At 61.1% G+C, this 13,744-nt stretch carries 10 protein-coding genes and 1 pseudogene; 6 read left to right on the top strand and 5 right to left on the bottom strand.

Annotated elements, in window-relative coordinates:
* Positions 1-33: 33 nt before the first annotated feature.
* From RCH22_RS12910 to RCH22_RS12900, 3 genes are all read right to left on the bottom strand, one after another.
* Positions 34-516: a hypothetical protein gene (locus tag RCH22_RS12910; RefSeq protein ID WP_327014319.1), complete on the bottom strand. Its 483-nt coding sequence runs from the start codon at positions 514-516 to the stop codon at positions 34-36.
* Between the two features lie 1,373 nt (positions 517-1,889).
* A complete protein-coding gene (locus RCH22_RS12905; RefSeq protein WP_327014318.1) occupies positions 1,890-2,789 on the bottom strand; it encodes a hypothetical protein in 900 nt (299 codons plus the stop codon).
* A 200-nt stretch (positions 2,790-2,989) separates the two neighbouring features.
* Positions 2,990-4,234 (bottom strand): IS256 family transposase, encoded by a 1,245-nt coding sequence (locus RCH22_RS12900; protein WP_323505389.1) that lies wholly within the window; start codon positions 4,232-4,234, stop codon positions 2,990-2,992.
* 268 nt (positions 4,235-4,502) lie between these two features.
* On the opposite strand from RCH22_RS12900, the gene RCH22_RS12895 reads away from it, so the two are divergent.
* Positions 4,503-5,549 carry an IS110 family transposase gene (locus RCH22_RS12895; protein ID WP_327014317.1) on the top strand — a complete coding sequence of 349 codons (1,047 nt, stop codon included), beginning with the start codon at positions 4,503-4,505 and terminating at the stop codon, positions 5,547-5,549.
* Between the two features lie 518 nt (positions 5,550-6,067).
* Here the strand turns inward: RCH22_RS12895 and RCH22_RS12890 are convergent.
* Entirely contained in the window at positions 6,068-7,951 is a 1,884-nt protein-coding gene (locus RCH22_RS12890; protein ID WP_327014316.1) for a hypothetical protein, read from the bottom strand.
* A gap of 406 nt (positions 7,952-8,357) precedes the next feature.
* Positions 8,358-9,248, bottom strand: coding sequence for a glycosyltransferase family 2 protein (locus tag RCH22_RS12885; protein ID WP_327014315.1), 891 nt, complete (start codon positions 9,246-9,248; stop codon positions 8,358-8,360).
* A 108-nt stretch (positions 9,249-9,356) separates the two neighbouring features.
* On the opposite strand from RCH22_RS12885, the gene RCH22_RS12880 reads away from it, so the two are divergent.
* The 5 genes and pseudogenes from RCH22_RS12880 to RCH22_RS21205 all read left to right on the top strand — a co-directional run.
* Entirely contained in the window at positions 9,357-10,154 is a 798-nt protein-coding gene (locus tag RCH22_RS12880) for an ABC transporter permease (protein WP_327014314.1), read from the top strand.
* On the top strand, positions 10,079-10,903 hold the full coding sequence (locus RCH22_RS12875) for an ABC transporter ATP-binding protein (RefSeq protein WP_327014313.1): 825 nt from the start codon (positions 10,079-10,081) through the stop codon (positions 10,901-10,903). The genes RCH22_RS12880 and RCH22_RS12875 overlap by 76 nt, the downstream gene beginning before the upstream one ends.
* 25 nt (positions 10,904-10,928) lie before the next feature.
* On the top strand, positions 10,929-12,149 hold the full coding sequence (locus RCH22_RS12870; protein ID WP_327014312.1) for an acyltransferase: 1,221 nt from the start codon (positions 10,929-10,931) through the stop codon (positions 12,147-12,149).
* A gap of 87 nt (positions 12,150-12,236) precedes the next feature.
* Positions 12,237-13,109 carry a hypothetical protein gene (locus tag RCH22_RS12865; protein ID WP_327014311.1) on the top strand — a complete coding sequence of 291 codons (873 nt, stop codon included), beginning with the start codon at positions 12,237-12,239 and terminating at the stop codon, positions 13,107-13,109.
* Positions 13,090-13,521 (top strand): annotated as a pseudogene (locus RCH22_RS21205) (glycosyltransferase family A protein); the annotation flags it as partial. The gene RCH22_RS12865 and the pseudogene RCH22_RS21205, both read left to right, overlap by 20 nt.
* Positions 13,522-13,744 lie beyond the last annotated feature (223 nt).

The following is a 13,744-nucleotide window of genomic DNA, read 5'->3' as shown; positions in this document are numbered from 1 at the left end:
AGCGCCGTCACCGTCTCAGCCGTCCCCCTTGCTTCAGCCGCAGAGCTCTCTGGCGATGACGGGCGTGGGGCGAACGACGATGTGCTTGACCAGACCCTCAAGTACGTCAAAATTTATCCAGTTCCCGTGGCCGTCGGGTAGTGCATAGTGGGGGGTGTAGTGGTCGTCCTGATAGGTGATCGCTGGGTATGCCGACTTGAGTTGATCAAGCGTGGCTCCGATTCCGATTCCACTGGTTGTTCTCGGAGAGGTGGCTATGTACCCCGAGGAATCTCCGGTACCCTCCAACACGATCTGCTCTATGAGACCGTCGCCTTTGTTCTTCTCGGTGATGAAGACACTGGGGTATCCAGTCTTGTCGAAGGAGAGGATCGAGTGCGAGGGACAGCTATCGAAGCCAGTGCCGCTTGCAAAGGCGGTCATCGTCAGCTTCGTCGCATCCAAATCGGCCCCGATCGCAAGCGGTCCGACACTGGTGAAGTCGATGATCCACGAACTGGGTTCTGCTAGGTCCACTGCAGCCGTGACCGGTGTCGATGTCGGTGCGATCGTCGAGTCGGCCGGAACCGCAGAACGGGTCGAGCTCTGGAGCGGCGCAGTCGCTGCTTGGTCTGTACAACCGGACAACACAAAGACCATCAGCAAGAAGCTGGCTACCCGCAGACGCCTACGATTGAAAACGTGGCGCATCATGCAACTTCTCCATCGTGTTCTGAGCAATCATCGTACCAAATTACCTGACCAGGAAATACATATATATCGTGGGCGACGCTCGTGCAGGACACGCCGATGACGCCCGGAAGCTTTCGAACCGCAGCGCCCTTGTCCCTATAAAGAGAGCGGAGCTTGTGCTCCGCAACCTTCGAAACTTCAATCTAGGAAGGCGACGCAGGTATCCAAAGCACAATTTGAGCCGGGGAAGGGTGCCGGACGTATGTCTCTACAGATGGGGGAATGATGTATCCGGTCGGGACACCGATCACCGAGGTGCAGTACATCCCAGCAACCAATGAAAAGCTGAAGCTTCCGTCAAGCCATCGGCTCGTGGACGTGACGTTCTGCCACACTCCTTAACCCTGAGCGGTACACGCCCCGGTTCTCACGAGCGCGTTCACCCCGTCGATTCGGGCGCCCCAGGCATCCTTCGCGACCACGGACCCCACGACGACTCCGTAGGGGAGCCACGCCGTAAACCAGTTTCCGGGCCCTTCCACCACATCGAATGTGGAGGAGTTCGCGCCCATGTAGTCTGCAGGTACTTGGAGCGTCAGCAAGCAGTATCGACCGACCTCGAGAGTGATTCCAAAGGCCCCATAGGCATTCGGCGTGCTGCCTGTGGTGGTCATCCACACCGTTTGTCCTGAGCAATCACCCTGGCGAATTTCGATGTCGGCTCCAGGGACGAATTCCGAATTCGGGCCCTTGACAGCGACGGCGCCCGTACCGTACGCGGTCGCGCTCGCCGGTGGCGCAGTCGCTATGCCGACGCTCAGGGACATGACAACGGTCGCGGCAACGGATAATAGCTGAAGGAGAGGCCCTCGACGGCCCGGTCCAATAGCAGCAATTGGGTCTCGAGCACTCATGTTTCCCCCGGTCTTGGCTGAGCACGGCTTGAACGTCCGTTATCCCCGCCGTACACACGTGCGCGCGGCCATCAGCACAACGAGTAGACGGCCTCGGTCCTCGCGGATATCACAGTCCGTCCAGCGCTGATCTGGACTAGCCGAAGTCTATCGACCACACTCGATTCGGAATACCCGAGTGGCCTCATCGCATGCAGAGCTCGGTCCGACAGTGCGGCGGATAGTGAAGGGGCGGGCTCACCAGCGTGAACCCGGCCCTTCACTGGCGTGCAGGGTTTCAGCCGACACACTCGCTCCGCGCTCTCACCAGGTATTGATGCTCCATGCGCCGTCGGACGTGATCTGGATGACGGCGGGAGACGTCATCGCAACGGTTCCCCAGTAGTTTCCGATCACATTAACCTTGAGATCGATACCGTAGGTCGGGTCCGTTGTCCACACGACGAAGTTCGACGTCCCGTGGTTGGAGAATGTCGCGACGACCCCGGGGGTGTCCAGGTACACCACGTCATCGCCGGTGCCGGAGATGGTGGAACCCGCTTGCCTGATCATGTCCAGGTCGAGGATTCTCAGCGTCCAATGACCACTCGCGTGAACCGAAATCTGACTGTAGCTGGAGTCCGACCAATCGAGGAATCCGACGAGCATCCGCCCCGAGGGGTAGGACCCGCTTCGATTGATCAGCAGGTCAGATGCCTGATCCGGGCCGAGTGCTTCGACGATGACATTCGACGTGCAGTCCGGACATGTGAATTCGACGATCTTCTGGCGGGACTGGGCCGCTATCGAGATGACAGAGTCACCCTGTCCCTGGACCGTCGGGGAATCGAGCCAGATGGTGATCCAGATGGGCCCCGGAGCGGAGACAACCGTCTCAACGGGTTGGGGCGCCGAGTAGTCCCACGGCACGTCCTTGACGGAGGTGCAATAGGTCCCGGGGAGAAGCGAGATCCCGAATCCGCCGCTGGACCACTGGTTGGTCGCGGTGACGTTCTGCCAGACTCCCTGACCCGGGGATGCACACGATCCCTGGCGGATGAACGCTGTGACGCCGTTGATTCCGTAGCCGAGCGAGTTCTTCGCAACGACAGCGCCGGACAGGGGTCCGGGCAGCCAAACGGTCACCCAGTTGCCTGTTCCGGAGCTCATCTGGAACGTGGTGTTCGCGGGCATCCCATAGGGCGCCGGAACCGAGAGCGTCACGATGCAATAGACGCCGGGCGTGAGGCCGATCCCGAATGCGCCATATGCACTTGGGGTATTTCCCGTCGTCGTTCGCCAAACAGCTGCGCCGGAACAGTCACCCTGCCGAATTTCGACCGTCGTGCCGGGGACGAGTTCTGAAGGTCACGTCCCGCTGAGTGGTGGAGTTTCTCAACACCATGCGGGTCAGTTGTTCTAGCTTAGGCGGCGGCGAGTTCGGGGAGGATCACCGCCTCGTCGATGACCTCGATGGGGTTGTTCATGGTAACCAGCTCGAGCATGGATGCTTCGGAGAAGTAGCGTCGTTCGCCGGCCTCCCACTCGTCGTGCTGCTCGATCAGGACAGACCCGGCTAGGCGCAGCAGGGCTGCGGCGTTGGGGAAGACGCCGACGACGTCGGTGCGGCGTTTGATCTCCTTGTTCACTCGTTCGAGCGGGTTCGTGGACCAGATCTGGCGCCAGTGCCGCCGCGGGAACGCGGCGAAGGCGAGTAGGTCGGGTTGCGCGTCGACGAGCATCGCCGCGACCTTCGGGTGCGAGCGGCTGAGCATCGTCGTGACCTCGAGGAACTGCTTCTCGATGTGCTCACGGTCGGGCTGGGCGAAGATGGTGCGGATGATCGAGGCGACCATGTCCTGGGATCCCTTCGGGATCACCGCGAGCACGTTGCGCATGAAGTGCACCCGGCATCTCTGCCAGCCGGCGCCCTGGAACACGGTGCCGATGGCCTTCTTCAGGCCGGTGTGCGCGTCAGACATGACTAGCTTGACCCCGTCGAGCCCGCGGGTCTTGAGCGATCGCAGGAACGACGTCCAGAAGCCCTCGTTCTCGCTGTCACCGACGTCGAAGCCGAGGACTTCCCGGCGTCCGTCAGCGGCCACCCCGACCGCGACGACGATGGCCTGGGACACGATCCGGTGGCCGACGCGGGCCTTGCAGTAGGTGGCGTCGAGGAACACGTAGGGGAAGTCCTGCGCGGCGAGGGTGCGGTCGCGGAACTCGGCCACCTCAGCGTCCAGGCCCGCGCAGATCCGGGACACTTCCGACTTGGAGATCCCGGTGTCCGCGCCGAGGGCCTTGACCAGGTCGTCGACTTTCCGGGTCGAGACGCCGTGGACGTAGGCCTCCATCACGACCGCGAACAGGGCTTGGTCCACCCGCCGGCGACGCTCGAGCAGGGCCGGGAAGAAGGACCCGGCGCGCAGCTTCGGGATCTTCAGGTCGAGGTCCCCGGCGGTCGTGCTGAGGGTGCGCGCTCGGGTGCCGTTGCGGTGGGTGGTGCGGTCGCCGGAGCGTTCGAATGGGGCGGCGCCGATGAACGCGGTCGCTTCCGCGTCGATGAGTTCTTGGTAGAGAGTTTCGGTCGCGACGCGGATTCGGTCGGTGACGTCGGTGAGTTTGAGTTCTCCGAGGAGGTCGAGCAGGGCAGACTGGTTTAGAGCCATCTCTAATGGTTAGTAGCTGGCCTGGGGCTGGCTGGCAAGCTGGTATCGGCCTTTCCCAACGTGACTCAAGAGCCATCTGTCCCGCGCAAGCGGTGGCTTTCACACGACCTGTCCGCTGGGCTAGGTCGGTGCCGGCCTGACCCGTTTCGATGGCTTCATAGAAGGTTGTCCACCCACGCTCCGGCGGGGATGTGACTCATTAGAGATCTGCCTCGCGACGATTCTCCCAGGCCCGGATAACGAACCATTTACCGGAAGAAGACACTTCGTGAGCACCGTGGCTGACACATACAAATACGTCATCGGCGTGGATACCCACGCCAAAACGCACACCTACGCAGTCGTTGCTGCCGCTACTGGCGCAGTCATTGACACCGCTTCATTTCCCACCACCGACGCTGGCACCGCCCGCGCGATCGCATGGATTGAGCGACGCTCGGATGGGCAGCAGCTTGCCGCTGTCGAGGGCACCGGCTCCTACGGAGCCACCGTGACTCGCGCTCTCACCACCGCGGGGATCCGCGTCTGCGAGGTCAAACCACCCAAACGGCAGGCCCGGGATGGTCACGGCAAAACCGACCAAATCGATGCCGTGGCTGCCGCCCGCACCGCGCTTGGCACCGATGCAACCGCGCTGATTCTGCCGCGCGCCGACGGGCTTCGCAGCGCCCTTCGAGTTCTGCTCGTCGCGAGACACAGTATCGATTCCCAACGCACCAGCGACCGCAGCGACCGCAACGCGCTCCTGCGGATAATCAACCTGGGCCTCGACGTCCGCGCACCCCTGACCAACACTCAAGTCGACATCATCGCCGCATGGCGCGATCGCTCCAGCGATGACACTGCCGCTGCCGTCGCCCGATCTGAAGCCCGCAGGCTCGCCTCCGCGATCCACCAGCGCACTCACGAGTTGGAAACGAATCACGCGGCCCTGTCAAAGCACGTCGACGAACTCGCTCCAGGCATCCAGGACATCCCCGGTGTCGGACCGTTCACGGCCGCTATCATCCTGACCGCTTATTCCCACCAAGGCAGAGTGCGCTCGGAAGCCGCCTTCGCGGCGTTGGCTGGCGTTAGCCCAATTCCGGCATCATCAGGAAATACGACCCGGCATCGCCTCAACCGCCACGGCGACCGTCAACTGAACCGAGCGCTCCACATCATTGCCCGCTGCCGCATGATCACCGACCCCACGACGAAAAGCTACGTTGACAGAAGAACCGCCGAAGGCAAGACCCGGCGAGAGATCCACCGCTGCCTCAAACGATTCATCGCCCGCAGCATCTATCGCTCACTGGCGACCCTTACTGCTTGACTTCAACCATAGAAGGGTCGTGTGGTGTCCTTTGTGAGTTGCTTTAGTCGGTACTCACTGACCATCCCACGGTGGCTCTTTACGTTGACGAAGCAACGCTCAAGAGCGGGAAACCACACCACTCACAGGGACGCAACCGTTCTGAACTCTGGCCCTTGATTGAAACGGCACCGGTGCCGATGTCCGCGGCCTGTGCCGGTGCTGCAACACTGAGCGCCAGCAGGAGGCTCACTGCCAGCGTCAATCCAAGAAACGAAGATCTCTCTGGGCGGTGCGCTCGACCTCGAAGCTTGACCGCATGTTCAGCCGCGGCTGACAACAATTTAAACACATTTCCCCCAGATGTCTTCAGTTGTGAGTGATCTCACCGTGGCGTCTGAGTCGGCGCTCGTCAAGACCCGCGTTCGAGGTACGACCATTCAGGTTTGGAACTTGTGGTTCGTGTTGACCCCGACCCAAGCAGGGCCGAACATTGTCGGCCTGGCCTGAATGAGTCCGGCCTGACCAGTGGCGCGCGTCTAGTGCGTGGTCTGGCTGGGGATCCAGGCCGTGATCCAGACGGGTCCTGGGGCGGTCACGATGGCTTCGGTCGGTGCCGGAATGGAGTATCCACCTGGGACCTGCACGATTATTGTGCAATAGGTCCCGGGGATCAGAGAGATTCCGAAGCCGCCCGAAGACCACTGGTTGGTTGCGGTCGTGTTCTCCCATACACCAGGTCCTTGCGGGACGCACGAGCCCTGGCGGATGAGCGCTGTCACACCGTTGATTCCGAACCCTTGCGCATCCTTGGCGACGAGGGCGCCGGAGATCGGTCCGGGAAGCCAGACTGTGACCCAGTTCCCTGCTCCTGCCCCCATTCGAAACAGTGTCGTCCCTGACGGCATACCGTATGGAGCAGGAACGGCGAGGGTGACGATGCAGTAGGGGCCTGGCGTGAGGCCAATGCCGAACGCGCCGTAGGCGCTGGGTGTGCTGCCTGTTGTCGTGCGCCAAACAGCCGGCCCGGCACAGTCGCCTTGCCGGATCTCGACAGTTGTCCCTGGCACGAGCTCGGAGTTCTGACCCTTGATCGAGACGGCCCCCGTCCCCATATTCGAAGCCCCGGCCGCATCACCCAAGAGAACGGTGACGTCGGCCGTCCCGGAGATGCTGGTTACTTTGACAGTCAGGCCGCCCGAATGTGAGGTGAGCGACTGGGATGCCTTTAAGGCCATCGACCGGCTGCCATCCTTGTTCGGCAGAGTCAGGACGGCGGAGGTAGTGTCGTCCCGTTGGCGCAGGACACGCACGCCTAGTGTCATCCCTGGAATATAGCCCGAGGCATAGAGAGAGCCAGCGTCCATGCCGGTGCCGGAACGGTATTCAACGAAGTACACCTCTCCGTCGCGCGGGTCCGTGATCTTCAAGCCGCGCACCCCCGTGGCGTCTGATATCGGGTTCAGGGCGAAATTCAAGACACCAGAGGTGACCCCGGCGGCAAGAGCGACAGGACGCAAATCCGTGCCGTTGATCGCGTCGAGTTGGTACTTCTGAGTGATATTCAGGGCGGTCAATTGGGCGTTGGTCACACCGTTGTAACTCAAACCACCGCCCATGACGTCGTAAAAGTCCTGGTATTCAAGGTCACTGCAGCCATCGGAAAACGTTCCACCAGGAAGAGAAGAGCCCTCGACTATCGGATTCGGGCAGGTGTGTTTGTTCGAGTGCCTGAGTCCGAGATTGTGGCCGACTTCGTGTGCCACGGCGTTCGTCCCGTGCAGGTCGTCGTAGCTGGCCCAGACGACTCCGCCGGATGCTAAACGCCCGACACTTCCCAACCCGGTACCCGCACCGCAGGATGCGGGAGCGAGGATGATCAAGTGGTGGGAATTGAAGCCGCTGGTATACCAGCCTTGCGTGTGACCGAAAGCGGCGGCAGCCTCGGTGAACATGATTGTTGCCTGGCACGAATTAATCGAAATTACGCGTTTGGTTGCGAGAGGTTGAGTAAACCCGATGATCTGGCCGGAACTTTGCGATGACCAGTAGGTACTCAGGGTTGTCTCTAGCGTCGTGATGCCCGGGTCGTCGAGGACACTCGTTGTCGGAGCTGTCGGCAACGTGGCCACGAATACGTCGAACGCATGCGATGCTGCTACGGACGTCTGGGCGACCTGCGGCTCGATCGTCGCCGCAACGACGGGCAAGGCCGCGTCTAGTGCGACGCTCGCCGATAGGACCGCCTTGCCGGTTTCAGACGTTGCTTCCACCGATCCGGTTCCCGCGCTCACAGCGGGAACGGCGGCGACAACTGCGGCGGGTACGGAGAGCGTTCCACTGAACGTGCTGCCGGACGTCACGTCTTCGGGCAGGTTCCCGGTCAGCTCGACGGATGCACCGTTATCGGTGAGCAGCCGCACCTGATCGGAGAGGTGCTGACTTGGGCTGGCGGGTTCGCCGGCGAGGATGACGATGGTGCCCGTCGCATGCAGCGTCGCGGTGTCAGCCGTGGGTGCCGGGAGCGCCTGCGCGGGGACTACTGCCGCACTGACGACCAGCACCGCAGCGAGCACTGTGCCTGACCCCAGGCGAGAGAAGTGGAGCATGGAGTGTCCGATCCTGTTGTGATGCGGCGCTTCACCTGAGAGTGAATGCCCCGGAACGACGACAGACGAGTCTGCGCCTCCACGAGGCGTCCCTGAACCATTCATTCCTCAATCTACCGACCTGGCCGTTGCCCGCCGTGCATCCCTCTGAATAAGGGAGATGGCCGGCGAGGACCGGAAAACCCGCCATCGGGTCGCGGAGAAGGCCGACCTCGACCGGCTACGACTTCGGGTGCCTTCTTTCTGAAACGGCAGCGCGAAGCCGAAGGCCCGCTGCGAGTAGCAGGCGGACTGGCAAAAGCAACGGTCCAGCGTACTTCTTGGACAGGAAGCGTTCGGCACTGGCGTGGTGTGCTCGAATCATTCGGGCGTTGTCGTCCTGGGTCGAGTGCGCCCCGGAGTGGACTACCGTCGCGGACGGTTCGTATACATTCCGCAGACCGAGTTTTCCGATTCGGAATCCGAGGTCGACGTCTTCGAAGTACATGAAGTAGCCCTCGTCGAACCCGCCCAGCTCGTCCAGCACCGAACGACGCACCATCAGAAAGGCGCCGGACAGCCATCCGGCATCGCGACGATAGACGCTCGACGCACCTTGCTGCCGATAGCTGCGACTCCAGGGATTATTGGGCCACACCAACGCGAACAGGCCGTGACCGATGCCCGTTCGCAACGACGGAATGACCCGCGCGGAGGGGTAGACCTCACCGGTCGGGGTGAGGATACCCGGTCCGATCGCGGCGATCGTCGCGTCCCCACCAACGGACTTAAGTAACATATCGATTGCTCCTGCACCGGCGACGATGTCCGGATTGCTCACAACAACCCAGTCGATTTCCGGGGGCAGCGTCTTGAGGGCTTCGTTGATCGCGTGACCGTAACCGAGGTTGTCGGCAAGAGGGAGATATTCTGCGTTGGCAGCGTGAGCGAGACCCGAGACCGTGGTGTCACCATCGAGTACCTTGTTGTCTGCGACGACGATGTACAGCGGACCGGTGAGTGCCGAACCCAGTGAACCGAGGAAATCGCCCAGCACTCTTCCTGACCCGTAGCTCACGGTCAAGACTGCAACGTGGGCGGTCGTTGACTGTGATTTGGCTGCGACGGCCATACGGTTGCTCCTCATCGTTCTAGGCTAGATTGGTTTGCGGCCATCCGACCGGCCACTCAGTGAGGCTACATGCGATACATGAAGGAAGTTCTCGATTCCAGGGAGCTCTTGGCCAATCTCACGTTGCGTGAGATTCGCGGACAGTACAAACGCACAATATTCGGGCAGCTGTGGTCGCTGGTCAACCCGCTGGCGACGATGCTGGTGTACACAATCGTGTTCGCATTCATCCTCCGGGTCACTCCACCTCCAGGCAATCCCAGTGGGCTCAACATCTTTGCGGTCTGGCTGCTCTGTGGCTTGCTGCCTTGGGCTTTCTTTGCGAACGTCGTACAAACCGGTATGGGCTCGATTATCGCCAACGCGGGTCTGGTGCAGAAGGTCTATTTCTCTCGCATTGTGCTCCCGCTCTCGACTGTCGGTTCCATCGGGTACAACTGGCTTTTCGAGATGGGCGTCCTTGTCCTCGTCCTGGCCATCTGCGGGTCCTTCGTCTGGCCGTGGATCCCGCTGGTGCTCTTCGTCATGGTCCTGCTCGCCATTTTCGCTTCAGGGCTGGCTTTGATGCTCTCGGTGGCAAATGTCCGTTTCCGGGATACGCAATACCTCGTCTCGATCGTTATGCAAATCTGGATGTATCTCACACCGATCATTTATCCCATCAGCCTTGTTGAAGACCAGTCGAGGGCGCACGGGGGGCTCTTCGGGACGTCCATCACCCTGATGGATATCTACCGACTCAATCCGCTCGAACGGTTTGTTGCCGTTTTTCGGCAGCTGCTCTACGACAACACGTGGCCCAACCCACAGGACCTCCTATTCTGTGCTGTATGGGCGTTCGCGGCAATCGTCGCGGGCGTGTGGGTGTTTCGCAAGAGCGAGAAGGGCCTGGCGGAGGCATTATGAGTGACATTGCAGTGAGTGTTGACCATGTCAGCAAGAGATTCCGTCTGTATCACGAACGCAACCAGTCCCTTAAATCCGCGATCATGCGAGGGCGCCGGTCGGTTCACGAGGATTTCTGGGCGCTCAAGGACGTGAGCTTTGAGGTCCCGACCGGTTCGACGTTCGGTCTGATCGGCAGCAACGGTTCCGGCAAGTCGACCTTGCTCAAATGCCTCGCAAAGATCTACTACCCGCAGAAGGGGTCCATCACATACAACGGAAAGATCGCGGCCCTGCTGGAAGTGGGCTCCGGTTTCCATCCGGAGCTGTCCGGCCGTGAGAACGTGTTCCTCAACGGATCGATCCTTGGGATGTCCAAGCGGGAAATCACCCGCAAGTTCGACGAAATCGTTGACTTTTCCGGGGTGGAACATTTCATCGACCAGCCCGTCAAGAACTACTCCTCCGGAATGTACGTGCGACTCGGCTTCGCGATTGCCATCAACGTCGACCCGGACGTGCTCGTGGTCGATGAGGTGCTTTCCGTCGGCGACGCCGAGTTCCAGGAAAAATGCAGTCAGAAATTCGTCGATTTCAAGCGCGCGGGAAAGACCGTGATCCTGGTCAGCCATGCGATGACCGCGGTCCAGGAGATGTGCGATCACGCCGCCTGGCTGAGGCACGGCGAACTCGTCACCGTGGGGGAGGCAGAACCAACAATCGCGGCGTATCTCGACTCTCTGAACCGGGGCGAGACCAGTGCCGCCTGAGAGATCGGCTGTCGCGCCACGCCCGGTGGGGCTGACGATCGCGGCGGCCCTCGGTGGCCACCGAAACTCTCTCGGACTGCTCAGACTGCTGTTGGCCTCACTGGTCATTTTTGACCACGCGTTTCCCACAGGCGGCTTCGGGCGGGATCCTTTCTGGGAGCTCACTCGCGGCCAGGCCTCGTTGGGAAGCATCGCTGTCGGCGGGTTCTTCGCGATCAGCGGCTACCTCATCGCCAAGAGCGGCATGTCGAGCGACATCCTCCAGTTCATGTGGAGGCGGATTTTGAGGATCTTTCCCGCCTACTGGGGAGTCCTTCTCATCACTGCGTTCATCGTAGCTCCCGTGATCTGGGTCACAGCGGGCGGCTCCCTCGGCGACTTCTTCGCCCGTGCTCCGAATGGTCCGTTCCACTATGTGGCCAGCAACTGGACCATGAACATCGGTACGTACGGGATCTACGATATTTTTGCGGAGACGACGCCCTACGGGCAAAGCGTCAAGGCGTCGGTCTTCAACGGGTCGATCTGGACCCTCATCTACGAGTGGCGTTGTTATCTCGTCGTCGGGGTCTGCGTCGCGTTCGGTGTGTTGGCCAAAGCGAAGGCCGTCGTGCCCGCTCTTACCGTGAGCTTCTTCGTGCTGCAAATCATCAACCTGTCGAATCCGGCGAGTCTCGGGTCCATCGCGCCCTTCCTTGCAGACACACAGCTTGTCGCCCTGACCTTCACCTTCCTGGTCGGCTCCACGCTCGCGGTATATTCCACGTCGGTCCCCTTCGACGATCGGCTGGGCGTACTTGCCGGACTCATCGTGATCGTGACCTTGCGCTATGGCGCGTTCAACACCCTCGGCATCATCGCTGGTGCATATTTCGTACTCTATCTCGCGGCCCGACTCCCTCGCCGGCTCCAGTGGATCGGTGCACGGAATGACTACTCCTATGGTGTGTACATTTACGGCTTCCTTGTCCAGCAGGTTCTGGCCTACTTAGGCGTTTACCGCTGGGGCTACGGTTGGTTCGCACTCACCGCCCTCGTTATATCGCTTGGCTGTGCCTGGCTGAGTTGGCACGGTGTTGAGAAGTGGGCGATGTCGCTCAAGAACTGGGGTCCGGGGAAGGGACTCGTATTCTGGTCTGCGACGGTTCAGGGCAGGTGGCTGGGACGGAAACGCATCGTATCCACGGTGAGTGCAGACAAGACCGACCGCATCCTCGATTCAGAGACAAAGGGAAACGCAGAGTGATGGACAAGTTCTGGTTGACACCAGGTACCGAAGAGAGCGGCGGACGGGACACGGGGTGGCGACGTGGCTGAACCTCGGTCTGTTTCGGTGCAGTCCGTACTGTTCGGGAACGACGCGAACGAAATCCTTCGAGCCGCCCAGGCGATGGCCAACTCCGTGAAGTGGGCACGGTCAGACGGCCTTGTCGGGGCGTGGACACTTCTCTTGGGCGACTGCAGCGCCGACGCCGTTCTGGGCGCGGAAATCCTCGAAGAGATCCGCGCCGTCGTTGAGGCGGAAGCCGGAGAGCTCATCTATCGGGTCTTCGGAACGAACCTCGGGTCTGCAGCAGGCCACAACGCTCTCGCCGCGCTGTCGGATGCGGAGCTGATCCTCATCCTCAACCCCGATGCCATCGTTGCGCCGGACACGGTTCGAGCACTCACCCGTGCTGTCACGGGTCCGGTAGGAATCGCTGAGGCTCGTCAGATCCCCATTGAGCATCCCAAAGACTTCGAGGTGAACACCGGCAATACGAGCTGGGCTTCGACGGCGTGTGCGCTGACCCCGCGGGCAGCGTTCGACACGATTGGCGGATTCGACTCGGAAACGTTCTTTCTTTATTGCGATGACGTTGATTACTCCTGGCGGCTCCGCCTGGCCGGCTATCGGGTCGTGTACGAGCCCTCCGCGCGGGTCTTTCACGACAAGCGTCTCACCCAGACCGGTGATTGGCCGCCGACCAGCGCCGAGGTGTATTACTCGGCTGAGGCCGCGCTGTTCATCGCGCACAAGTATTCGCATCCCGAGATCGTCGAGAATCTCATCGCCCAATTCCAGAATGAAGGCACCGACGCCGTCCTGAACGCTGTTGCGGCCTTCCACAAGAAGCGCAAAGCTGGAATGCTGCCGGCGCCCCTCGACGCCGGGCACCTGGTGGGACAGTTCATTGGAGACAAGTATGCAGTCCACCGTTTCTGATGTGACCGTGGGTGATGACCGGCATTCTCCCCAGACGGCGACCGTCCAAATCCTCCTTTCCGAACTGATGTCGGGACCGCGGATCGACCCACGCCTACGGAACGCGCTCGAAAGCGCGAAGCAGCTCATCTCGGATGATCGAGAGGGCGGGGTCTTCCTCAGCGTGCTCTTGCGGACTCAGGGAAAACGACCAGAACCCCTCCGTGACGCCCTGCTGTGCCTGGCCGCGCAGAGCGATCAGGACTTTGAAGTCATTGTGATCGATCATGATGCCACCCCGGCAGATGCCGCCGAGGTCCGCGCGATTGTCGCTCAACAGCCGGCAGGCTTTCTCGATCGGATTTCCCTCATTGAAGTTCACGGTGGAAACCGTGGAAAGCCACTGAATGCGGGTATCCGCGCTGCACAGGGCCGGTTCGTTGCGGTCTACGACGATGACGATCTCCTGTTCGGAAACTGGGTGGAAGAGTTCAAAGTCGCCTCCCGAACGAGCGAGGGACGGCTTCTGCGCTCCTTGGTCGCCACCCAGACGGTCAAACCGGAGCTCTGGCCACAGGACCAGATCGGCTTCCGCACCCTGTCCTGGCCCAAGGCGGAGTACCCGCGCGAATTCGATCAGCTGGCCCACCTGCAAA

This window comes from Cryobacterium sp. GrIS_2_6 (assembly GCF_035984545.1).
GTDB lineage: Bacteria > Actinomycetota > Actinomycetes > Actinomycetales > Microbacteriaceae > Cryobacterium.
Note: the sequence above shows the minus strand (reverse complement) of the source record. Positions and strands in the feature narration are given on the sequence as shown.

Coding starts and splice junctions, on each gene's coding strand:
- RCH22_RS12900 (WP_323505389.1), bottom strand. CDS start 4,234: ATGGCTCTAAACCAGTCTGCCCTGCTCGACCTCCTCGGAGAACTCAAA.
- RCH22_RS12875 (WP_327014313.1), top strand. CDS start 10,079: ATGGGCGTTCGCGGCAATCGTCGCGGGCGTGTGGGTGTTTCGCAAGAG.
- RCH22_RS12885 (WP_327014315.1), bottom strand. CDS start 9,248: ATGGCCGTCGCAGCCAAATCACAGTCAACGACCGCCCACGTTGCAGTC.